Raw genomic sequence first — 20,670 nt, forward strand, 5'->3', positions numbered from 1 at the left:
AAAGAAAACAATGAGCTACACCAAAGCCAACATCACCAAGCGCAAGTTCGACGTGGTCATCGTCGGTGCCGGCGGCTCGGGCATGCGCGCCTCGCTGGAACTGTCCCGCGCAGGCCTGAACGTGGCCTGCCTGTCCAAGGTCTTCCCCACCCGCTCGCACACCGTGGCAGCGCAAGGCGGCGTGTCCGCATCGCTGGGCAACATGAGCGAAGACAACTGGCACTACCATTTCTACGACACCATCAAGGGCGGCGACTGGCTGTCCGACCAGGACGCCGTCGAGTTCATGTGCCGCGAAGCACCCAAGGTGGTGATCGAGCTCGAGCATTTCGGCATGCCGTTCGACCGCAACCCCGACGGCACCATCTACCAGCGCCCCTTTGGCGGCCACACGGCCAACTACGGTGAGAAGCCCGTGCAGCGCGCCTGCGCCGCGGCCGACCGTACCGGCCACGCCATGCTGCACACGCTGTACCAGAAGAACGTCGAATCCAAGACCAACTTCTTCGTGGAATGGATGGCGCTGGACCTGATCCGCGACGCTGAGGGCGACGTGGTCGGCGTAACCGCGCTGGAACTGGAAACCGGCGACCTGTACGAACTGCACGCCAAGGCCGTGCTGCTGGCCACAGGCGGCGCTGGCCGCATCTTTGCGGCATCGACCAACGCCTTCATCAACACCGGCGACGGCCTGGGCATGGCCGCACGCGCGGGCATCCCGCTGCAGGACCTGGAGTTCTGGCAGTTCCACCCCACCGGCGTGGCCGGCGCGGGCGTGCTGCTGACCGAAGGCTGCCGCGGCGAAGGCGCCATCCTGCTGAACAGCAATGGTGAGCGTTTCATGGAGCGTTACGCGCCCACCTTGAAGGACCTGGCACCGCGCGACTTCGTGTCCCGCTCGATGGACCAGGAGATCAAGGAAGGCCGTGGCTGCGGTCCCAACAAGGACTACATCCTGATGAAGCTCGACCACCTGGGCGCTGACACCATCCGCAAGCGCCTGCCGTCTGTGGAAGAGATCGGCCACAACTTCGCCAACGTGGACATCACCAAGGAACCGATCCCCGTCGTGCCCACCATCCACTACCAGATGGGCGGCATTCCGACCAATATCCACGGCCAGGTGGTCACCTGGGACGGCGAGAAGAACAACGTGGTCAATGGCCTGTACGCCGTCGGCGAATGCGCCGCGGTGTCGGTGCACGGCGCCAACCGCCTGGGCACGAACTCGCTGCTCGACCTGCTGGTGTTCGGCAAGTCGGCCGGCAAGCACATCGTGCAATTCGTTGGGGGCTACGGCGAGCACAAGGCCGTGCCGGCCGATGGCAGCGACCGCACCCTGGCGCGCCTGAACCAGTTGGAAGAATCCAAGGACGGCGTCTACGCCCAGGACCTGGCCAACGACATCCGCCAGACCATGCAGCAGCACGCCGGCGTGTTCCGCACGCAAAAGGGCATGGACGAAGGCGTGGTCAAGATCAACGCCATCCGCGAGCGCGTGGGCACCGTGACCCTGAAGGACAAGTCCAAGGTCTGGAACACCGCACGCATGGAAGCGCTGGAAGTGGACAACCTGATCGAGGTCGCCCAGGCCACGATGACCTCGGCCGCGGCCCGCCAGGAGTGCCGTGGCGCACACACCGTGGACGACTACGAGCACCCTGCCGACCATCCCGACTTCCCGTTGGGCCGCAATGACAAGGAGTGGCTCAAGCACACGCTGTGGCACAGCGCCAGCAACAGCCTGAGCTACAAGCCCGTGAACATGAAGCCCCTGACGGTGGACAGCATTCCTCCGAAGGTCCGCACGTTCTAAGACAGCCGCTGCCCACGAGAGAAACAACCCATGAAACGCACTTTCAAGATCTACCGCTACGACCCGGACAAGGACGCCAAGCCCTACATGCAGACCGTGGAGGTCGAGCTCGACGGCCACGAACGCATGCTGCTGGATGCATTGCTCAAGCTCAAGGCACAGGATCCCACGCTGTCGTTCCGCCGCTCCTGCCGCGAAGGCGTGTGCGGCTCCGACGCCATGAACATCAACGGCAAGAACGGCCTGGCCTGCCTGACGAACATGAAGACCCTCTCGGGTGACATCGTCTTGAAGCCCCTGCCCGGCCTGCCGGTGATCCGCGACCTGATCGTGGACATGACGCAGTTCTTCAAGCAGTACCACTCGATCAAGCCCTACCTGCAAAGCGACATCTACGCGTCGCCCACCAAGGAGCGCCTTCAGTCGCCCGAAGAGCGTGAAGAGCTCAACGGCCTGTACGAGTGCATTCTGTGCGCCAGCTGCTCCACGAGCTGCCCCTCGTTCTGGTGGAACCCCGACAAGTTCGTGGGTCCCGCCGGCCTGCTGCAGGCCTACCGCTTCATCGCGGACAGCCGCGACACGGCCACGGGCGAGCGCCTGGACAACCTGGAAGACCCCTACCGCCTGTTCCGCTGCCATACCATCATGAACTGCGTGGACGTGTGCCCCAAGCACCTGAACCCCACGCGCGCGATTGGCAAGATCAAGGAATTGATGGCACGCCGTGCCATCTGAGAACCATGGCTGACGAAGCGCTGCTGGACGAACGCGAAGTGGCCATCCTGCGGTGGCGCTGCCGCCGCGGGCTGGTGGAGAACGACCTGTTTCTCGAGCGGTTCTTCGCAACCCACGGCTCCTGCCTGACGATCCGTCAGGCGCGAGGACTCACGCTACTGATGGACTTGTCGGACAACGACCTGCTGGACCTGCTGCTGCGCCGCAAGGAGCCCACGGGCGAAGTCGCTAAGGACGAAGTCAAGGAAGTGCTGGAGCAGTTGCGCAACCGCGCTTAAGCCCCAGCCCCGTGCAAGGCAAACAACAGAAGGAAACTGGAAATGAAACTGGCAGACAACAAAGCGACGCTATCGTTCAGCAACGGCAGCCCGAGCGTGGAACTCCCCGTGTACCAAGGCAGCATCGGCCCGGACGTGGTCGACATCCGCAAGCTGTACGCGCAAACGGGCATGTTCACCTATGACCCCGGTTTCCTTTCCACGGCCTCCTGCCAGTCGTCCATCACCTACATCGACGGCGACAAGGGCGAGCTGCTGTACCGCGGCTACCCCATCGAGCAGCTCGCCACCCAGTGCGACTACCTCGAAACCTGCTACCTGCTGCTGAATGGCGAGCTGCCCAACGCCACGCAGAAGGCCACGTTCAACGACCGCGTGACCAAGCACACGATGGTCAACGAGCAGATGCAGTTCTTCCTGCGCGGTTTCCGCCGCGACGCACACCCCATGGCCGTGCTGACCGGCCTGGTGGGCGCGCTGTCGGCCTTCTACCACGACAGCACGGACATCAATAATCCCGAGCACCGCGAGATCTCCGCCATTCGCCTGATCGCCAAGATGCCCACGCTGGTGGCCATGGCGTACAAGTACGGCAAGGGCGAGCCCTACATGTACCCCCGCAACGACCTCTCTTACGCAGGCAACTTCCTGCGCATGATGTTCGGCACGCCCTGCGAGGACTACAAGGTCAACCCCGTGATCGAACGCGCGATGGACCGCATCTTCATCCTGCACGCCGACCACGAGCAGAACGCCTCCACCTCCACGGTGCGCCTGTGCGGCTCCTCGGGCACCAACCCGTTCGCCGCCATCGCTGCCGGCGTGGCATGCCTGTGGGGCCCTGCCCACGGCGGCGCCAACGAGGCCTGCCTGAACATGCTGGAAGAAATCCAGGCCATGGGCGGCGTGTCCAAGGTGGGCGAGTTCATGGAGAAGGTCAAGGACAAGTCCTCCGGCGTGAAGCTGATGGGCTTTGGCCACCGCGTGTACAAGAACTACGACCCCCGCGCCAAGCTGATGCAGGAAACCTGCAACGAAGTGCTGGCCGAACTGGGCCTGGAAAAGGACCCGCTGTTCGCCCTGGCCAAGCAGCTGGAGAAGATCGCGCTGGAGGACGACTACTTCGTGCAGCGCAAGCTCTACCCGAACGTGGACTTCTACTCCGGCATCGTGCAGCGCGCGATCGGCATCCCGGTCAACCTGTTCACCGGCATCTTCGCGCTGGCCCGTACGGTGGGCTGGATCGCCCAGCTCAACGAGATGATCGGCGACCCCGAGTACAAGATCGGCCGCCCCCGCCAGCTGTTCGTGGGCGCCGAGCGCCGCGACGTTCCAGCCCTCAACAAGCGCTGATCAAGCAGCGCCGCCTGCCGCGAAGGCAGGCGTGCCCCGCCCTCAGCCCGCACGCACCTGTTGCCTGCGGGCTTTTTTGCGTCCGGGCCTTTTTGCTGCGCACAAGGGAACCGTGCTGCAGCCCGCGGTCAACCGCTACGCCGCCAATGCCCGCGCGACACGCCGATCGGGCGCATCCACCTATACCCCCTCCCAGTAATAGGTATTTAATACCCGCCAGCGCTTTATCCTAAAGCGCCATCGATTTATACTTCCCCCTAGTACAAGACACATAGCAACACGTCCCGGCACAACGCCCGCCCATCCAACCGCCATGCCCCATACCGCCGAAGACAAGCAACGCGCCATCACACGCCTGCGCCGCATCCGCGGCCAGGCCGAGGCGCTGGAGCGCGCCGTCCAGGCGGGCAGCGACTGCGCGCCCATCCTGCAGCAACTGGCCGCCCTGCGCGGCGCCGTGCATGGGCTGATGGCCGACATGCTGGACAGCCATGTGCGCGAAACCCTGGCGCAAGAGCCCGCCCCCTCGCCCGAGGCCGTGGACGAGACGCTGGCCCTGCTGCGCTCGTACCTGAAGTAACGTTCCCCCACCCTTTCACCACAAGGAGCCCTCCCATGAAATCCCGTGCCGCCGTCGCCTTCAAAGCTGGTGAACCCCTGCAGATCGTCGAACTCGACGTGGCCCCGCCCCGCAAGGGCGAAGTACTGGTCAAGATCACCCACACCGGCGTATGCCACACCGATGCCTTCACGCTCAGCGGCGACGACCCCGAGGGCATCTTCCCCGCCGTGCTGGGCCATGAGGGCGCGGGCGTCGTGGTGGAGGTGGGCGAAGGCGTCACCAGCGTCAAGCCGGGCGACCATGTGATTCCGCTGTACACCGCCGAATGCGGCGAATGCCTGTTCTGCAAGAGCGGCAAGACCAACCTGTGCGTGGCCGTGCGCGCCACGCAGGGCAAGGGCGTAATGCCCGACGGCACCACGCGCTTCTCGTACAACGGCCAGCCCGTGTACCACTACATGGGCTGTTCCACGTTCAGCGAATACACCGTGGTGGCCGAGGTGTCGCTGGCCAAGGTTCACCCCGATGCCAACCCCGAGCAGGTCTGCCTGCTGGGCTGCGGCGTGACCACCGGGCTGGGCGCGGTCAAGAACACCGCCAAGGTGCAGCCGGGCGACAGCGTGGCCGTGTTCGGCCTGGGCGGCATCGGCCTGGCGGTGATCCAGGGCGCCCGACTGGCCGGCGCGGGCCGCATCATCGCCATCGACACCAACCCGAGCAAGTTCGACCTGGCACGCACCTTCGGAGCCACCGACTGCGTGAACCCCAAGGACTTCGACAAGCCCATCCAACAGGTGATCGTGGAGATGACTGGCTGGGGTGTGGACCACAGCTTCGAGTGCATTGGCAACGTCAACGTGATGCGTGCGGCGCTGGAATGCGCACACCGCGGCTGGGGTCAGAGCGTGATCATCGGCGTGGCCGGTGCGGGACAAGAGATCTCCACCCGTCCCTTCCAGCTCGTCACGGGCCGCAAGTGGCTGGGTACGGCCTTCGGCGGCGTCAAGGGCCGCAGCGAACTGCCCGGCATGGTGGAGGACGCCATGGCCGGCAAGATCGAGCTCGCCCCGTTCGTCACCCACACCATGGGCCTCACGGACATCAATCAGGCGTTCGACCTGATGCACGAGGGCAAGTCGATCCGCTCGGTGGTGAACTACGCTGCATAAAAACAGGAGCGCTTGGCGCTTGATGCGCAAGGGATTCCAGTACTTTTATTACTGAATCCCGCCCATACCAAGCGCCAGCAGCTACTTAAAAAGGAGCAACACGCCCATGTCCGACACCCTGGAACAACTCTCGGCCCACGCCTGCTTTGGCGGCGAGCAACGCTTTTACCGCCATGCTTCGCACGCAGTGGGTCTGCCGATGCGCTTCGCCGTCTACCTGCCGCCCCGTGCGCTGGCAGCCGAGAGTGCGGATAGAAAGGTCCCAGCGCTGCTCTACCTCGCGGGCCTGACCTGCACCGAGGAGACCTTCCCCACCAAGGCCGGCGCCCAGCGCCTGGCGGCAGAGTTGGGCCTGGCCCTCATCACCCCCGACACCAGCCCGCGCGGCGCGGGCGTGGCGGGCGAGGCCGACGCCTGGGACTTCGGCGTGGGCGCGGGCTTCTATTTGGACGCCACGCAAGCCCCCTGGTCCACGCACTGGCGCATGGAAAGCTACCTGCTGGAAGAACTGCTGCCGCTTGTCACCAACGCCCTGCCCATCGACGGTGCCCGGCTGGGCCTGTTTGGCCACAGCATGGGCGGCCATGGCGCGCTGACGCTGGCACTGCGCCACCCGGGCCGGTTCAAGAGCCTGTCGGCCTTCGCACCCATCTGCGCCCCCACGCGCTGCCCCTGGGGCGAGAAGGCGTTCACCGGCTACCTGGGCCCGGACCGCTCCTCCTGGGGACAGCACGACGCCACCGTGCTCATGGAGAACCAGCCCCTCGCGCCCTACCCCGGCGGCATCCTCATCGACCAGGGGCTGGACGACAAATTCCTGGCCGATCAATTGCACCCGCACCTGTTCGAGGCGGCCTGCAGCGCCATCGGCCAGCCGCTCACGCTGCGCCGCCACGCGGGCTATGACCACGGCTACTACTTCATCCAGAGCTTCATCGACGACCACCTGCGCCACCACGCGCAGCAGTTGGGCGCGCCTGAGGCAGTGTGAACGAACCGCCCGGCTCTCTCGTTCAGCCCAACCTGTCCGCGCGCCGTTGCGGATGCCCGCTACAGCCCGCACGAGGGGTGCGCCTTGCGCCGCGACTGGCCGCGTTTCTGCCGCCCTTTCGCGGTGGCCCGGGCCGCCCGAGGTCATGCACCGTCTGACACCCGACGCCCGCCAAACCGCTCACACCGGGCGGGGCGCACCCACCGCGTAAGCGCGCAGGTCACGCCCGCCGATGCCCAGCGCCGGCCACAGAGCGCGCCACTGCGCAATGTGGGCACTGGCGAAGTGGCGGTCCAGGTCGTCCTGGCTGCGCCACAGCTCATGCACGTGGATCAGCCCGGCGTCCAGCACATCCTGCGCATACGCATATTCGATGCAGCCCGGTTCGGCCCGTGAGGCCTGCACCATCGCCCGCATGGCCGGCAGCGCGGCGGCCAGCCCGTCCGCCGGCAGGCGAATGGTTCCTACGATCAACAGCATTCGGCACCCCTCCCCACAGCAAAGCGCCCATGCTAGCCGCGGCGCGCACCGCGCTCAGAACAGCACGCCCTGCCCGCGCGCCAGCGCCGGGCGGTACTGCGACAGGTCCAGTTCCGTGCGCTGGCGGTTCAGGCCCAGGCGCGCACAGGTCTTCTCGAAGCGCTGGCGCAGCAGGTCGGCCCACAGGCCCGAGCCCTTCATGCGCGTGGCGTGGCTGCTGTCGTAGCTTTTGCCCGCGATACGCGCGGTTGCGTCGATGCCGTGCAGATCCTGAATGCGCGCCAGCACGCGCTCGGCACGCTGCGGGTAGTGCAGTTGCAGCCACTCGCGCATCAGGGCATTGAGTTCCCACGGCAGGCGGATCACCGTGTAGAAGGCCGAGGTGGCGCCCGCGTCGCGCGCGGCGGCCAGCACCTGCTCCATATCCTCCGTGATGAAAGGAATCTGCGGCGCCACGCTCACGCCGACGGGTACGCCGGCTTCGGCCAGCGCGCGGATGGTGCGCAGCCGCCGGTGCGGCGCGGCCGCGCGCGGCTCCAGCACGCGGGCCAGGCGCGCATCCAGCGTGGTGATGGTCACGTAGGCCGCCGCCAGCCGGCTGTGCGCCAGCGGAGCCAGCAGGTCCAGGTCACGTTCCACGCCGCTGCTCTTGGTGATCAGCGAGAACGGGTGTCGCGCATCCCGCATCACCTCGATCAGCGCGCGCGTGAGGCGCAGCTCACGCTCCACCGGCTGGTAGCAGTCGGTGGCGGAGCCGATGTTGACCACCGAAGGCCGATGGCTGACGCGCGCCAGCTCGCCCCGCAGCACCTCGGCGATATTGCGCTTGGCGATGATGCGGGTCTCGAAGTCCAGCCCCGGCGACAGGTTGAGGTAGCTGTGCGTGGGCCGTGCGTAGCAGTACACACAGCCATGCTCGCAGCCGCGGTAAGGGTTCACCGACTGCTCGAAGAAAATGTCGGGCGAATCGTTGCCGCACAGCGCGCTGCGCGCGTCTTCCCAGATCACCTGCGTGTGCGGCGCGGCGGGCCCGGCACCTTCGTCGCCTGACACATCCCCCACGGGCCCGCCCCAGCCGTCGTCAAACGCCTCGCGCGCATCGCGCATGAAACGGTGGGCCATACGCGTGGCCGTACCCCGCCCCTTGAGCGGCTGCACGGGCGCCCATACGACAGGAGCCAGTGAGGGCGGGGGATCGTCTTCGGAATGCATTGAATGACTGTATAAATAAACAGTTATTCTGGCAATATCCAAAGGCCTACGCCATTTGCCGGAGGGCTGCAAGCGCAGCGCAATTCGCACTGCGCGCGTGTGAGATCGCTTGGCAAACGCGGCACCAGGCCGCACAATCCACCACTTCCGCACCAAATTGGTGCTTTTTTTGAGAACATGCCTCGGCCCGGACAACCCCGTTGCCCGGGCTTTTGTCCGTTTGAGCGCGGCTGCCCGGCAGACGCGCTTTCACTATCGTTTACAAGGGAATCACACCATGCAGCGCAAGCCCCACATCATCCTGTCGTCCCTGGACCTGGAGCGCATCGAAGCCCTGCTGGAAAAACAAACCGCGCCCTTTCCTGGCCGCGAGGCACTGGAGGCCGAGCTGGACCGCGCCGACGTGTTCGATCCCAAGGACATGCCCCCCAACGTGGTGACCATGAATTCCACCGTGCGCTTCACACTGCTGGAAACCGGCAAGACGAACACGCTGACGCTGGTCTACCCGAAGGAGATGGACGGCTCGGGCGACAAGGTGTCGGTGTTCGCACCCGTCGGCATCGCACTGCTGGGCCTGGGCGTGGGCGACGAATTCCAGATGCCCAGCCCCACCGGCCAGGTCACCGTGCGCGTGGACGCCATTGATTTCCAACCCGAGAACGCGGGTGAACTTCATCGCTGAGCGCGATCGCACCACCCAAGACCCGAGGCAGCCATGACTGGCTGCCTTTTTTTCGTCAGCGCAGGCCTGCCATGAGCGCGGTGGTCAGCAGGCCGGTTCCCACGAGCCCGGCCTGCCAGCGCAGCGCAGATTGCCATGTGGGAACGTGGCGCTCCACACGCTCGTACAGCAGGTGGCCCGCGGCGATCGACAGCACGAAAGCGATGCCCATGCCCGCCATCGCGGCGGCTACTGACTGCGGCCAGAAGTAGCTTTCCACCGCGTTGACGAGCACGCACACCGCAAAGTGCACGAGGAATACCGAATACGAGATCTGCCCCAGCCGGCTGAGCGGTGCCCAGCCTTGCCAGCGCTGCATGGCCGGGCTGCGCATGGCCATCACCAGCAGCAGCGCAGTCACGCCGGCCAGCGCAATGCGGGGGCGCCACTCCAGTACCAACGCAGCCACCACCAGCGCCGCGATCAGCAGCGCCCAGCTCCAGGCTCCCAGCGCGCGGGGCGACTGCACGGCCCAGTAGGCCAGCATGCCAAGGCCATAGGCACCGAAGAAATACACCGCCCAGACGTCCCAATCGGCGTCGCGGTTGAAGTACAGCAGCGAGGCGGCGACGCCCGTCGCCACGAGTGCCTGCGCGCCGCTCAGGGCCCAGGGCCAGTAGCGGGACACACCACGCGCGCGCAGCGCCACCGCCACGCGTGATACGCCAGCCAGGATCAGTGTGGTGAGCGCGAACAGCTGAAAGTCGATGGCCACGTACCACACGCCGGCCGACAGCGACTCCTCGTCCAGCACGCTTTGCAGCAGCAACGCATGCGCAAGCAACTGGCCCAGGTCCGGCACGTCGGACACCGAGGCGTGGTCGAACCACGGTTGCACGGCCGCCTGCACGACGATGGCGATCACCAGCGCCACCGCGTAGGGCACCACCAGGCGCACGAAGCGCCGTGCGATGCGCTGGGCTGGGTCGGTAAAGCGCGCCTGCCCCTGCGGCGCCAGACTGGCCGCTGCCAGGAAGCCCCCCAGCACCAGAAACACCTGCACCGCCATGCGCGCGTATTCGTAGAGCCAGTCGATCAACCCCGGCACCGCTTGGCGCGCCACGTCGGACATGGGCCCGTAGAACGCCAGGTGGTGCCAGACGATGGCGGCGCAGGCCAGGCCTTTGGTGCAGTCGATCAACGCACTGCGGGAGGCATGAGACGGGGTGTGCTGGGACATTCAAAACAGGAACCCCGTGCCGGCAACAAGCCTGCGACGGGGGTTCACGGTAATCGGGCAAGCCCAAGATTTTGCGCCTTTTGCGCTGATGCTGCTGACCGCTACACAGCGCACGCGCATCAACAAAAACGGCGCCCCTGGGGCGCCGTTGGGCCAACGGGGCTACGTGGCAGCCCCGCGCGGGCATCAGCCCAGGGCCAGGCGCTCGCGCGCTTGCTGGTATTCGCGGCGCAGGCGCGCGACGAGTTCAGCCGTCGAAGTGACCTCGGTGATGCTGCCGATGCCCTGGCCGCAGCCCCAGATGTCCTTCCAAGCCTTCTTGGCGTCGCCACCGAAGTTCATCTTGCTCGGATCGGACTCCGGTAGGTTGTCGGGGTCCAGGCCTGCCGCGCGGATTGACGGCGCCAGGTAGTTGCCGTGCACACCCGTGAACAGATTGCTGTAGACGATGTCGTCGGAGTTGCCCTCGACGATGGCCTGCTTGTACGCATCGATGGCGCGCGCCTCGTGCGTGGCGATGAAGGCCGAGCCGATATAGGCGAAGTCCGCGCCCATGGCCTGCGCGGCCAGGATGGCGCCGCCCGAGGCGATGGAGCCCGACAGCGCGAGCGGACCGTCAAACCATTGGCGGATTTCCTGGATCAGCGCAAACGGGCTCTTCACCCCTGCGTGCCCCCCCGCGCCCGCCGCCACGGCGATGAGGCCGTCGGCCCCCTTCTCGATGGCCTTGTGCGCGAACTTGTTGTTGATGATGTCGTGCAGCACAATGCCGCCCCAGCTGTGCACGGCCTGGTTCACGTCCTCGCGCGCGCCCAGGCTGGTGATGACGATCGGCACCTTGTACTTGGCGCAGACCTGCATGTCGTGCTCCAGCCGGTCGTTGCTCTTGTGCACGATCTGGTTGATGGCGAACGGAGCGGAGGGCGACTCGGGATGCGCCTTGTCCCACGCCGCCAGCGTCTCGGTGATCTCGGCGAGCCAGTCGTCGAGTTGCTCCGCCGGCCGTGCGTTGAGCGCAGGCATGGAGCCCACGATGCCGGCCTTGCACTGCTCGATCACGAGCTGGGGGTTGCTGATGATGAACAGCGGCGAGCCGATGACGGGCAGCGAGAGTTTCTGCAACGCTGGGGGCAGTTTGGACATGCGGACGGTCTCCATAATAAAAATGGGCTGTAGCGCTTTACCCGCAAGCGCTAGCAGCTATCAAAACAGAAGCAATTTTCAGAATGCTTCCAGCGGCAGAGCCGTGACGCTGGCCGCGCCGTGCACGATTGCGTCGCGCTGGCCCGGCGCCTTGGTCAGCAGGTGGTCGGCATAGAAGCGCGCCGTGGCGATCTTGGCCTGCATGAAGGCCACGTCCTGTCCCTTGGCGGACAGCTCCTGCGCCACCAGCAACGCGCGCGCCAGTTGCCAGCCCGCCACCAGATTGCCGGCCAGCATCAGGTAGGGCACGCTGCCCGCATACACGTCGTTGGGGTGGGCCTTGGCGCCACCGGCGATGAAATCCACCACCTCCAGGAACGCCTGGCGTGCGGCAGCCAGGCGCTGGGCCACCGCTTGAGCGTCGGCCGTGCCGCTGGCGCGCAGCTCGCCCTCGGTGGCCTCGATCTGCGCGGCGATCGCCTTGGCCGTCTGGCCGCCGTCGCGCGCCGTCTTGCGGCCCACCAGGTCGTTGGCCTGGATGGCGGTCGTGCCTTCGTAGATGGTGAGGATCTTCGCGTCGCGGTAGTACTGCGCAGCGCCCGTTTCCTCGATGAAGCCCATGCCGCCGTGCACCTGCACGCCCAGGCTGGCCACTTCCAGGCTCATTTCGGTGCTGTAGCCCTTGACCAGTGGCACCATGAATTCATAGAACACCGCGTTCTGCTTGCGCACCTCGGCATCGGGATGATGGTGCGCGGCGTCGTAGGCCGCAGCGGCCGTGGTGGCCATGGCGCGGCAACCCTCGGTGTACGCACGCATGGTCATCAGCATGCGGCGCACGTCGGGGTGGTGGATGATGGCGGCGCTGCCGGCCACGCTGCCGTCGACCGGGCGGCTTTGCACGCGGTCGCGCGCATACTGCACGGCCTTCTGGTACGCGCGCTCGGCCACCGCGATGCCCTGCACGCCGACGGCGTAGCGCGCGGCGTTCATCATGATGAACATGTATTCCAGGCCGCGGTTTTCCTCTCCCACGAGGTAGCCGATGGCGCCGCCGTTATCACCGTACTGCAGCACGGCCGTGGGCGACGCCTTGATGCCCATCTTGTGTTCGATGGACACGCAATGCACGTCGTTGCGCGCGCCCAGGCTGCCATCCTGGTTCACGAGGAACTTGGGCACCACGAACAGGCTGATGCCCTTCACGCCCTCGGGTGCACCCGCCACGCGCGCCAGCACCAGGTGCACGATGTTCTCCGCCATGTCGTGCTCGCCATAGGTGATGAAGATCTTGGTGCCGAAGACCTTGTACGTACCGTCGGGCTGGGGGTCGGCCTTGGTGCGCACCAGCGCCAGGTCGGAGCCTGCCTGCGGCTCGGTCAGGTTCATGGTGCCGGTCCACTCGCCCGTGACCAGCTTTTCCAGGTAGGTGGCCTTGAGTTCGTCGCTGCCGGCCGTGAGCAGCGCCTCGATGGCACCATCGGTCAGCAGCGGGCACAGCGCAAAGCTCAGGTTGGCGCTGTTGAGCATTTCCACGCAGGCCGCGCCGATGGTCTTGGGCAGGCCCTGGCCGCCGAAGTCGGCAGGGTGCTGCAAGCCCTGCCAGCCGCCCTCGGCGAACTGGCTGAAGGCCTCCTTGAAGCCCGGCGTGGTGGTCACGGCACCATCCTTGAACCAGGAGGGTTTCTCGTCGCCAACCACATTAAGCGGAGCCACCACGCCCTCGTTGAACTTCGCGCACTCTTCCAGCACGGCAGCGGCCGTGTCCAGACCAGCGTCCTCGAAACCGGGAATCTGCGCGACCTGGTCGATGCGTGCCAAGTGCTCGATGGCGAACAGCATGTCCTTGACGGGGGCGGTGTAACTCATGGGTGTCTCCAACTCAAAACGGTACGAATGTGATCAAAAAAAAGGCATCGCAAGCGATGCCTTTTTGCCGGCGCAGCGGCTTACAGGGCCTTCACCAGTTCCGGCACGGCCTGGAACAGATCGGCCTCCAGCCCATAGTCGGCCACCGCAAAGATCGGCGCCTCCGGGTCCTTGTTGATCGCCACGATCACCTTGCTGTCCTTCATCCCCGCCAGGTGCTGGATGGCCCCCGAGATCCCCGCCGCGATGTACAGCTGCGGCGCAACGATCTTGCCCGTTTGCCCCACCTGCAAATCGTTCGGGGCGTAGCCCGCGTCCACCGCTGCGCGGCTGGCGCCAATGGCCGCGCCCAGCTTGTCCGCCAGCGGGGTCATGACTTCGTTGAACTTCTCGCTGCTGCCCAGCGCCCGGCCGCCCGAGACGATGATCTTGGCGGCGGTGAGCTCGGGGCGGTCGCTCTTGGTGACTTCGCGTCCTGCAAAGCTGCTCTTGCCGGCGTCGGCCACGGCGGCGGTGGTTTCCACCGCGGCGCTGCCACCCGTGGCGGGCGCCGCGTCAAAGCCGGTGCCGCGCACGGTGATGACCTTGACGCTGTCCGCGCTTTGCACGGTGGCGATGGCGTTGCCCGCGTAGATGGGGCGCTCGAAGGTGTCGGCGGAGATCACTTTGGTGATGTCGCTGATCTGCGCCACGTCCAGCTTGGCGGCCACGCGCGGGGCGACGTTCTTGCCGCTGGCGGTGGCCGGGAACAGGATGTGGCTGTAGTTGCCGGCAATCTGCAGCACCTGGGCGGCCAGGTTCTCGGCCAGGCCGTCCTTCAGGCTGGCGCCGTCGGCGTGCAGGACTTTGGCGACGCCGGCGATTTGGGAGGCGGCCTGGGCGGCGGCCTGCGCGCCTTCACCGGCTACGAGCACGTGCACGTCGCCCCCGCAGGCGAGTGCGGCGGTGACGGTGTTCAGGGTGGCGGCCTTGAGGCTGGCGTTGTCGTGTTCTGCAATGACGAGTACGGTCATGTTGTTTCTCCTGTCCTGCCTTTAGATGACCTTGGCTTCGTTCTTGAGCTTGTCCACCAGCGTGGCGACGTCGGGCACTTTCACGCCGGCGCCGCGCTTCGGGGGTTCGGCCACCTTGAGGGTCTTGAGGCGCGGGGCCACGTCTACGCCGAGGTCTTCGGGTTTGACGGTGTCCAGCGGCTTTTTCTTGGCCTTCATGATGTTGGGCAGCGTGACGTAGCGCGGCTCGTTCAGGCGCAGGTCGGTGGTGATGACGGCCGGGGTGGTCAGTTGCAGGGTTTCCAGGCCGCCGTCGACTTCGCGTGTGACGCTGACCTTGTCGCCGGCCACTTCGACCTTGCTAGCAAAGGTGGCCTGGGGCAGGTCGGCCAGGGCCGCCAGCATCTGGCCGGTCTGGTTGGCGTCGTCGTCGATGGCTTGCTTGCCCAGGATGATCAGGCCCGGTTGCTCTTTGTCCACCAGGGCCTTGAGCAGCTTGGCCACGGCCAGGGGTTGCAGCTCGGCATCGGTTTCCACCAGGATGCCGCGGTCGGCGCCAATGGCCATCGCCGTGCGCAGCGTTTCCTGGCATTGCGCCACGCCGCAGCTCACCGCGATCACTTCCGTGGCCACGCCTTTTTCTTTGAGCCGCACCGCCTCTTCCACGGCGATTTCGTCAAAGGGGTTCATGCTCATCTTCACGTTCGCGATGTCTACGCCCGTGCCGTCCGACTTCACCCGGACCTTCACGTTGTAGTCCACCACGCGCTTGACGGGGACCAAAACCTTCATTGCTGCGGCTCCTTCAATAGTTGATTGCTTGACGTTTACGTAAACCGGTCCATTCTATTGCGCACTGCAGCATCTCCGTCATGGGAACATGGTGCACACGGCAAAAACGAACGATCGTGCTTTTTGACAATTATGCCAGTGCATTCATGGCAGGTCGAGGCCTACACCGGTGGCAATGCCGCCGGCGCGACTCCGTCTTGCCCCGGCGTCGAAGCCACGACATGCACCACGCGCTGCGGCTGTGCGATCTCGATACCCGCTGTGCGCAAGCCTTCCAGCACCGCGAGGTTGACGGCAGACCGCACGCTGGCAGTGCCGGCAGCCGGATCATTGATCCAGTAATTGAGGTTGAACACCAACCCGTCGGGCATGAAATCGAGCAAAAAGGCTACGGGCGCCGGGTCGCCCAGCACGCGCGCTTGCGCACTCGCCGCAGCACACAGGATCTGCTGCACCTTCGCGGCATCACTGCCGTAGGCGACGGTGATATTGGTCGTGAGGTTGAATTTGCGGTCGGACGCGGTCAGGTTTTCCACGCGCTGGGTGATCAGGCTTTCGTTGGGCACGATGGACTCGCGCCCGTTGCCCGCGCGGATCAACGTGTAGCGCGTCTTGATGTCCGTGATGCGGCCCTCGAAACCATCCACGCGCACGTTGTCCCCGATGCGCAGCGAGCGTTCCAGCAGAATCACGAAGCCGCTGACGTAATTGGCCGCCAGCTTCTGCAGGCCAAAGCCCAGGCCCACGCCCAGCGCACCGCCCAGAACCGACAGCGCGGTGAGGTCCACCCCCACAGCGGCCAGCGCCAGCAGCAACCCCACGAACAGCAGCAGCGCCCGCGTGGCATTCACCGCCACCTTGCGCATGGACAGGTCGGCCACCGCATGGTCGAGCACGCGCCGCTCGAAAGTCGACGCCGCCCACAGCGCAGCCACCAGCACCAGGACCGCGGACAGACCGCCTTGCAGCAGCGCCAGCAGGCTGACGCTGGACTTGCCGAACGCGATGCGGATGTCGTCCAGTTCCTGCAGCACGCGCGGCAGCAGCCCGGCGATCCACAAGGCGGCCACGCCCCAGGCCAGCCAGGAGAGCACGCGCTCCATCAGGCGCATCAGGCCTGAACGCGGAAACGCCATGGCCAGCACGCGTGCCACGAAGCGGATCAGCACCAGCGACGTGAACACCGGCACCGCCAGGCGCAGCAGGAAAACCGCCTGGTAATGCTCCACCACCACGCGCGCCGCATACACCAGTGCCAGCACCACCGCAGGAAACATCAACCCGTCCACGATGCGGCGGCCGAACCAGACCGACTCCGGCGGCTGTCCTCGACCGGCCCGCCGGCTCAGCACATAAGCAAGCGCCACGCTACCGGCCAGCACCGCCAGTTCCAGCCACAGGCTGGACAGCCGGAAGTCGGCCGCCAGCCGTTCCCACCATTCCATCAGCGCGGCGCTCCTCGGCTCAGGCCTTATCAGCAGCCGGCTTCCAGGCCGGCTGACGCTTCTCTGCAAAGGCGCGCGCACCTTCCTGCGCGGCGTCGTCCATCATGTTGGTGGCCATGGTCTGGCCCGCCAGTTGGTACGCCGCGTCCAGGCCCAGTTCGCGTTGCTGGTACACCAGCGCCTTGCCCATGGCCACGGCTACGCGGGGTTTCTGCAGAATGGACTGCACCAGCGACTCCACCTCGGCGTCCAGCGACTCGGGCGCCACCACGCGGTTGACCAGCCCCTGGTCCAACGCGGTGCGTGCGTCGATGAAGTCCCCGGTGAGCAGCATCTCCATGGCCCGCTTGGCCGGCACGTTGCGCACCAATGGCACGCTGGGCGTGGCGCAGAACAGGCCATAGTGGATGCCGCTGGTCGCAAAGGTCGCGTTTTCGCTGGCAACGGCCAGGTCGCACTGCGCCACCAACTGACAGCCCGCCGCCGTGGCCATGCCGTGCACACGCGCAATCACCGGTACGGGCAGCTTGTGGATGCTCAGCATCATGCGGCTGCACTGGGCGAACAGGCGCTGGTACCACGCCAAGTCCGGGTTGGCCGCCATATCCTTAAGGTTGTGGCCCGCACAGAAGGCCTTGCCAGCCGCGGCGAGCACCACCACGCGCACGCTGTCGTCGCGCGCAACATCGTCCAGTGCCTGCTGCAGTGCTGCCAGCATCTCGTGGCCGAGGGCGTTGAAGCGCGGCGCGTCATCCAGCGTGAGGGTGACCACGCCGCGATCGTCGCGCTGCACACGCAGTGGGCCGCCACCGGCCGCCGTGGAGGGGGAGGAAGTCATGGCGAAGTCTCCTGAGTACGAATACCGCGCGGCGCGCGCGGGGAAGAATCAAAGGTCTGCCAACACGCGCACATGGGCTTCCACGCTGCGCGCCAGCGGCCCCATCATGTAGCCGCCCTCAAGGCACGACACGATGCGGCCGCGGGCAAAGCGCCGGGCCACATCCTTGACGCGCATGGTGATCCAGGCGTAGTCCTGCTCGTTGAGGCTGAGCTGGCCCATGTCGTCCTCGCGGTGCGCATCAAAGCCCGCACTCACGAAGATCATCTCGGGCTTGAACGATTCCAGCCGCGGCATCCAAACCATGTCCACGATGTCGCGCACCTCCATGCCCTTGGTGTAGGCGGGGACGGGCACGTTGAGCATGTTGGACGCCGGCTCCTGGTCCCCGCAGTACGGGTAGAACGGATGCTGGAAGATGCTCACCATGAGCGCGCGCGGGTCGCCGGCCAGGATGTCCTCCGTGCCGTTGCCGTGGTGCACATCGAAGTCCACCACCGCCACGCGCTTGAGGTTGTAGCGCTGCAGCGCGTACTTGGCGGCGATGGCCACGTTGTTGAAGAAGCAAAAGCCCATGGCCTTGGTGCGCGTGGCGTGGTGGCCAGGCGGGCGCACGCTGCAAAAGGCGTTCTCGATCTCTCCGGCCATCACCGCGTCGGTGGCGGCCAGTGCGGCGCCCGCGGCGCGCAGCGCGGCCGTCCAGGTGTGGCGGTTCATCGAGGTGTCCGTGTCCACCTGCACATAGGGCGGGCCGCCCGCGGCCTCTTCCTCGATCAGACGGTCGGACAGGCCGCGCAGCGCAGCCATGTGCATGCGGTCGTGGGCCAGCTCGATGTCTGCCAGGGAGGCCAGCGGTACCTCACAATGCTGCAAGGCATCGGCCACGCCGGTCACCAGCAGCCGATCCTCGATGGCGTCCAGCCGCGCCGGGCATTCGGGGTGTCCTGGGCCCATCTCGTGCTTCCAGCAGTCACGGTGGGTGTAATAGCCCGTCTTGCTCACAGTCATTCCCCGGTGTCTCAATCGTTTTCGGATAACGTCACGCCATGCATGCACAGCAGAAGATCAAGTCGCTTTTGGATCAGCTTAACACGGTGATCGTGGGCAAAACCGCGCAGGTACAGGACTGCGTGGCCTGCCTGCTGGCCGGCGGGCACCTGCTCATCGAGGACGTACCGGGCGTTGGCAAGACCACGCTGGCCCATGCGCTGGCACGCACCTTCGGCCTGCAGTTCGCGCGTGTGCAGTTCACGGCCGACCTGATGCCCAGCGACCTCACCGGCGTGTCGGTGTACGAGCGTGGCAAGGAGGCCTTCGTGTTCCACCCCGGGCCGGTGTTCGCCCAGGTGCTGCTGGCCGACGAGATCAACCGCGCCAGCCCCAAGACGCAGAGCGCGCTGCTGGAGGCCATGGAGGAAAAGCAGGTGTCGGTGGAAGGCGAGACGCGCGCCCTGCCCCACCCGTTCTTCGTGATCGCCACGCAGAACCCGCACGACCAGCTGGGCACCTTCGCATTGCCCGAGAGCCAGCTCGACCGCTTCCTCATGCGCATCTCGCTGGGCTATCCCGACCGTGGCGCCGAGCGCCTGCTGCTGGCCGGCAGCGACCGCCGCGACATGCTGGACGGCCTGCTGCCGCTGCTGTCGCTGGACGATCTGGCCGCGCTGCAGCACCAGGTGCTGGCCGTGCACACGGCCGAGCCACTGCTCAACTATGTGCAGGATCTCATCGCCGCCACGCGCTCGGGCCGCTGGTTCCTCCAGGGCCTGTCGCCGCGCGCGGGCATCGCGCTGATGCGGGCGGCCAAGGCCCAGGCGCTCATCGAGGGGCGCGACTACGTGGCGCCGGACGATGTGCAGGCCATCCTGCCGCAGACCATTGCCCACCGCCTGGTGCCGGTGGGCGACGCCGGCCGCGGCGCCGTGGAGCAGGTGCGCGCCATGGTCGAGTCCGTCCCCCTGCCCTGACGCCATGCCCGCAGCATTCGAGCAGGCCGCACCGCCCGGTGCCGCGGCCCCGCGGCAGATGCCCTGGCGTGCCGTGGCCGCGCGCTGGCAGCGCTGGTGGCTGGCGCGCCTGCGGCGCACCGACACGCTCACGCTCACGCAGGGCAACATCTACATCCTGCCTACAGGCGCGGGATGGATGCTGGCCCTCACGCTGCTGGTGCTGCTGGTGGCGTCCATCAACTTCCAACTCAACCTGGGCTACCTGCTCACCTTTCTGCTCGCCGGCAGCGTGGTGGTGGGCGTGCACCTGTGCCACGCCACACTGCGCGGACTCACGCTGCACCTGGTGCCGCCGCAGCCGCAGTTCCTCGGTGCCGGCGCGCTGCTGCAGGTACAGCTGCACAACCCGCGGCGCGCCACGCGCCACGGCATCGCGTTGGCGGTGCGCGGCGGCCAGGCCGCGGAATGGGCCTGGACCGACGTGCCCGCCGAAGGCTCCGCCACCGTGCGGGTGGCGTTCCAGCCCGCGCGGCGCGGGCTGCAGGACGAGCCCGTGCTGATGGCGGAAACCCGCTACCCGCTGGGCACGTTCCGCGTGTGGACGCTGTGGCAGCCCGCCGCGCAGCTGCTGGTCTACCCGCGCCCGGAGGTGGGCGCCCCTGCGCTGCCCGCCGGCGAGCCGCGCTCGGGCAGCGGCGGCCAGGCACCGGCGCGCGGCATCGGGGAATTCGATGGTGTGCGCGCGTACCGGCGGGGTGACCCACTCAAGCTGGTGGTCTGGAAGAAGGCCGCCAAGTCGTTTGCCACCGGCACCGACGACCTGGTGAGCCGCGACACCCAGCAGGCGCAGCACCACGAACTCTGGCTGGACGGCGCTGCCACCGGCCTGCAGGACCCGGAGGCCCGCGTCTCGCGCCTCACGGCCTGGGTACTGCAGGCCGACCGGCTGGGCGTGGAATACGGCCTGCGCCTGCCCGGCCAGCAGATTGCACCGGACAGCGGCGCCGCACACCGCCACCGCTGCCTGGAGGCACTGGCGCTGTGCTGATTCTGTGTTTGACATGAAAAAAGCGCCTAGCCCACTACCAACAAGCGCGACCAGCTATTCATTCAATAGCAGACCCCATCGACGCGCGGGAGCC

General features: G+C 66.5%; 20 protein-coding genes. 10 read left to right on the forward strand and 10 right to left on the reverse strand.

Annotated elements, in window-relative coordinates; genetic code table 11:
- Positions 1-10 precede the first annotated feature (10 nt).
- The 7 genes from sdhA to fghA all read left to right on the forward strand — a co-directional run bounded on the left by sdhA (position 11) and on the right by fghA (position 6,904).
- Positions 11-1,816, forward strand: a complete 1,806-nt coding sequence (sdhA, locus tag PCQ86_RS13390) for a succinate dehydrogenase flavoprotein subunit (protein ID WP_011805951.1) — start codon at positions 11-13, stop codon at positions 1,814-1,816.
- Positions 1,817-1,846: 30 nt separating this feature from the next.
- The gene (locus tag PCQ86_RS13395) at positions 1,847-2,551 is read left to right on the forward strand and encodes a succinate dehydrogenase iron-sulfur subunit (RefSeq protein WP_011805952.1); all 705 of its coding nucleotides are present in this window, start codon (positions 1,847-1,849) and stop codon (positions 2,549-2,551) included.
- Positions 2,552-2,556: 5 nt separating this feature from the next.
- The gene (locus PCQ86_RS13400) at positions 2,557-2,829 is read left to right on the forward strand and encodes a succinate dehydrogenase assembly factor 2 (protein ID WP_047350435.1); all 273 of its coding nucleotides are present in this window, start codon (positions 2,557-2,559) and stop codon (positions 2,827-2,829) included.
- Positions 2,830-2,871: 42 nt separating this feature from the next.
- Positions 2,872-4,182 carry a citrate synthase gene (locus PCQ86_RS13405; RefSeq protein ID WP_220637624.1) on the forward strand — a complete coding sequence of 437 codons (1,311 nt, stop codon included), beginning with the start codon at positions 2,872-2,874 and terminating at the stop codon, positions 4,180-4,182.
- Positions 4,183-4,495: 313 nt separating this feature from the next.
- Positions 4,496-4,762: a metal/formaldehyde-sensitive transcriptional repressor gene (locus tag PCQ86_RS13410; protein ID WP_015913705.1), complete on the forward strand. Its 267-nt coding sequence runs from the start codon at positions 4,496-4,498 to the stop codon at positions 4,760-4,762.
- Positions 4,763-4,797: 35 nt separating this feature from the next.
- On the forward strand, positions 4,798-5,913 hold the full coding sequence (locus PCQ86_RS13415) for an S-(hydroxymethyl)glutathione dehydrogenase/class III alcohol dehydrogenase (protein ID WP_011805956.1): 1,116 nt from the start codon (positions 4,798-4,800) through the stop codon (positions 5,911-5,913).
- 106 nt (positions 5,914-6,019) lie between these two features.
- On the forward strand, positions 6,020-6,904 hold the full coding sequence (gene fghA / locus PCQ86_RS13420) for an S-formylglutathione hydrolase (RefSeq protein ID WP_270173965.1): 885 nt from the start codon (positions 6,020-6,022) through the stop codon (positions 6,902-6,904).
- Positions 6,905-7,084: 180 nt separating this feature from the next.
- Here fghA and PCQ86_RS13425 read toward each other — a convergent pair whose 3' ends face one another.
- On the reverse strand, positions 7,085-7,384 hold the full coding sequence (locus PCQ86_RS13425; protein WP_011805958.1) for a putative quinol monooxygenase: 300 nt from the start codon (positions 7,382-7,384) through the stop codon (positions 7,085-7,087).
- A 54-nt stretch (positions 7,385-7,438) separates the two neighbouring features.
- Positions 7,439-8,596 (reverse strand): PA0069 family radical SAM protein, encoded by a 1,158-nt coding sequence (locus PCQ86_RS13430; protein ID WP_270173966.1) that lies wholly within the window; start codon positions 8,594-8,596, stop codon positions 7,439-7,441.
- Between the two features lie 277 nt (positions 8,597-8,873).
- Between PCQ86_RS13430 and rnk the strand changes: the two genes are divergently transcribed.
- Complete coding sequence (rnk, locus tag PCQ86_RS13435; protein ID WP_015913710.1) at positions 8,874-9,281, forward strand: nucleoside diphosphate kinase regulator; 408 nt, start codon at positions 8,874-8,876, stop codon at positions 9,279-9,281.
- 55 nt (positions 9,282-9,336) lie between these two features.
- On the opposite strand, the gene PCQ86_RS13440 is transcribed toward rnk, so the two are convergent.
- From PCQ86_RS13440 to PCQ86_RS13475, 8 genes are all read right to left on the reverse strand, one after another.
- Positions 9,337-10,500, reverse strand: coding sequence for an acyltransferase family protein (locus tag PCQ86_RS13440; protein ID WP_270173967.1), 1,164 nt, complete (start codon positions 10,498-10,500; stop codon positions 9,337-9,339).
- A 186-nt stretch (positions 10,501-10,686) separates the two neighbouring features.
- Entirely contained in the window at positions 10,687-11,643 is a 957-nt protein-coding gene (locus PCQ86_RS13445; protein ID WP_270173968.1) for an NAD(P)H-dependent flavin oxidoreductase, read from the reverse strand.
- 78 nt (positions 11,644-11,721) lie between these two features.
- On the reverse strand, positions 11,722-13,512 hold the full coding sequence (locus PCQ86_RS13450; protein ID WP_011805964.1) for an acyl-CoA dehydrogenase: 1,791 nt from the start codon (positions 13,510-13,512) through the stop codon (positions 11,722-11,724).
- Between the two features lie 80 nt (positions 13,513-13,592).
- Positions 13,593-14,525 carry an electron transfer flavoprotein subunit alpha/FixB family protein gene (locus tag PCQ86_RS13455; protein WP_015913713.1) on the reverse strand — a complete coding sequence of 311 codons (933 nt, stop codon included), beginning with the start codon at positions 14,523-14,525 and terminating at the stop codon, positions 13,593-13,595.
- Between the two features lie 21 nt (positions 14,526-14,546).
- On the reverse strand, positions 14,547-15,296 hold the full coding sequence (locus PCQ86_RS13460; RefSeq protein WP_088886426.1) for an electron transfer flavoprotein subunit beta/FixA family protein: 750 nt from the start codon (positions 15,294-15,296) through the stop codon (positions 14,547-14,549).
- Between the two features lie 161 nt (positions 15,297-15,457).
- On the reverse strand, positions 15,458-16,741 hold the full coding sequence (locus PCQ86_RS13465) for a mechanosensitive ion channel family protein (protein WP_103738004.1): 1,284 nt from the start codon (positions 16,739-16,741) through the stop codon (positions 15,458-15,460).
- Between the two features lie 19 nt (positions 16,742-16,760).
- Positions 16,761-17,579, reverse strand: coding sequence for an enoyl-CoA hydratase (locus PCQ86_RS13470; protein WP_047350479.1), 819 nt, complete (start codon positions 17,577-17,579; stop codon positions 16,761-16,763).
- Positions 17,580-17,627: 48 nt separating this feature from the next.
- On the reverse strand, positions 17,628-18,587 hold the full coding sequence (locus PCQ86_RS13475; RefSeq protein WP_015913716.1) for a histone deacetylase family protein: 960 nt from the start codon (positions 18,585-18,587) through the stop codon (positions 17,628-17,630).
- A gap of 38 nt (positions 18,588-18,625) precedes the next feature.
- Between PCQ86_RS13475 and PCQ86_RS13480 the strand changes: the two genes are divergently transcribed.
- Positions 18,626-19,546 (forward strand): AAA family ATPase, encoded by a 921-nt coding sequence (locus PCQ86_RS13480; protein WP_011805970.1) that lies wholly within the window; start codon positions 18,626-18,628, stop codon positions 19,544-19,546.
- Between the two features lie 4 nt (positions 19,547-19,550).
- Positions 19,551-20,576: a DUF58 domain-containing protein gene (locus PCQ86_RS13485; protein ID WP_270173969.1), complete on the forward strand. Its 1,026-nt coding sequence runs from the start codon at positions 19,551-19,553 to the stop codon at positions 20,574-20,576.
- Positions 20,577-20,670 lie beyond the last annotated feature (94 nt).

Source organism: Diaphorobacter sp. ED-3 (assembly GCF_027625375.1).
Classification (GTDB): domain Bacteria; phylum Pseudomonadota; class Gammaproteobacteria; order Burkholderiales; family Burkholderiaceae_C; genus Diaphorobacter; species Diaphorobacter nitroreducens.

Coding starts and splice junctions, on each gene's coding strand:
- PCQ86_RS13455 (WP_015913713.1), bottom strand. CDS start 14,525: ATGACCGTACTCGTCATTGCAGAACACGACAACGCCAGCCTCAAGGCC.
- PCQ86_RS13425 (WP_011805958.1), bottom strand. CDS start 7,384: ATGCTGTTGATCGTAGGAACCATTCGCCTGCCGGCGGACGGGCTGGCC.
- PCQ86_RS13470 (WP_047350479.1), bottom strand. CDS start 17,579: ATGACTTCCTCCCCCTCCACGGCGGCCGGTGGCGGCCCACTGCGTGTG.
- PCQ86_RS13460 (WP_088886426.1), bottom strand. CDS start 15,296: ATGAAGGTTTTGGTCCCCGTCAAGCGCGTGGTGGACTACAACGTGAAG.
- fghA (WP_270173965.1), top strand. CDS start 6,020: ATGTCCGACACCCTGGAACAACTCTCGGCCCACGCCTGCTTTGGCGGC.
- PCQ86_RS13475 (WP_015913716.1), bottom strand. CDS start 18,587: ATGACTGTGAGCAAGACGGGCTATTACACCCACCGTGACTGCTGGAAG.
- PCQ86_RS13485 (WP_270173969.1), top strand. CDS start 19,551: ATGCCCGCAGCATTCGAGCAGGCCGCACCGCCCGGTGCCGCGGCCCCG.
- PCQ86_RS13430 (WP_270173966.1), bottom strand. CDS start 8,596: ATGCATTCCGAAGACGATCCCCCGCCCTCACTGGCTCCTGTCGTATGG.
- PCQ86_RS13405 (WP_220637624.1), top strand. CDS start 2,872: ATGAAACTGGCAGACAACAAAGCGACGCTATCGTTCAGCAACGGCAGC.
- rnk (WP_015913710.1), top strand. CDS start 8,874: ATGCAGCGCAAGCCCCACATCATCCTGTCGTCCCTGGACCTGGAGCGC.
- PCQ86_RS13450 (WP_011805964.1), bottom strand. CDS start 13,512: ATGAGTTACACCGCCCCCGTCAAGGACATGCTGTTCGCCATCGAGCAC.
- PCQ86_RS13415 (WP_011805956.1), top strand. CDS start 4,798: ATGAAATCCCGTGCCGCCGTCGCCTTCAAAGCTGGTGAACCCCTGCAG.
- PCQ86_RS13410 (WP_015913705.1), top strand. CDS start 4,496: ATGCCCCATACCGCCGAAGACAAGCAACGCGCCATCACACGCCTGCGC.
- PCQ86_RS13395 (WP_011805952.1), top strand. CDS start 1,847: ATGAAACGCACTTTCAAGATCTACCGCTACGACCCGGACAAGGACGCC.
- PCQ86_RS13400 (WP_047350435.1), top strand. CDS start 2,557: ATGGCTGACGAAGCGCTGCTGGACGAACGCGAAGTGGCCATCCTGCGG.
- PCQ86_RS13445 (WP_270173968.1), bottom strand. CDS start 11,643: ATGTCCAAACTGCCCCCAGCGTTGCAGAAACTCTCGCTGCCCGTCATC.
- PCQ86_RS13465 (WP_103738004.1), bottom strand. CDS start 16,741: ATGGAATGGTGGGAACGGCTGGCGGCCGACTTCCGGCTGTCCAGCCTG.
- sdhA (WP_011805951.1), top strand. CDS start 11: ATGAGCTACACCAAAGCCAACATCACCAAGCGCAAGTTCGACGTGGTC.
- PCQ86_RS13480 (WP_011805970.1), top strand. CDS start 18,626: ATGCATGCACAGCAGAAGATCAAGTCGCTTTTGGATCAGCTTAACACG.
- PCQ86_RS13440 (WP_270173967.1), bottom strand. CDS start 10,500: ATGTCCCAGCACACCCCGTCTCATGCCTCCCGCAGTGCGTTGATCGAC.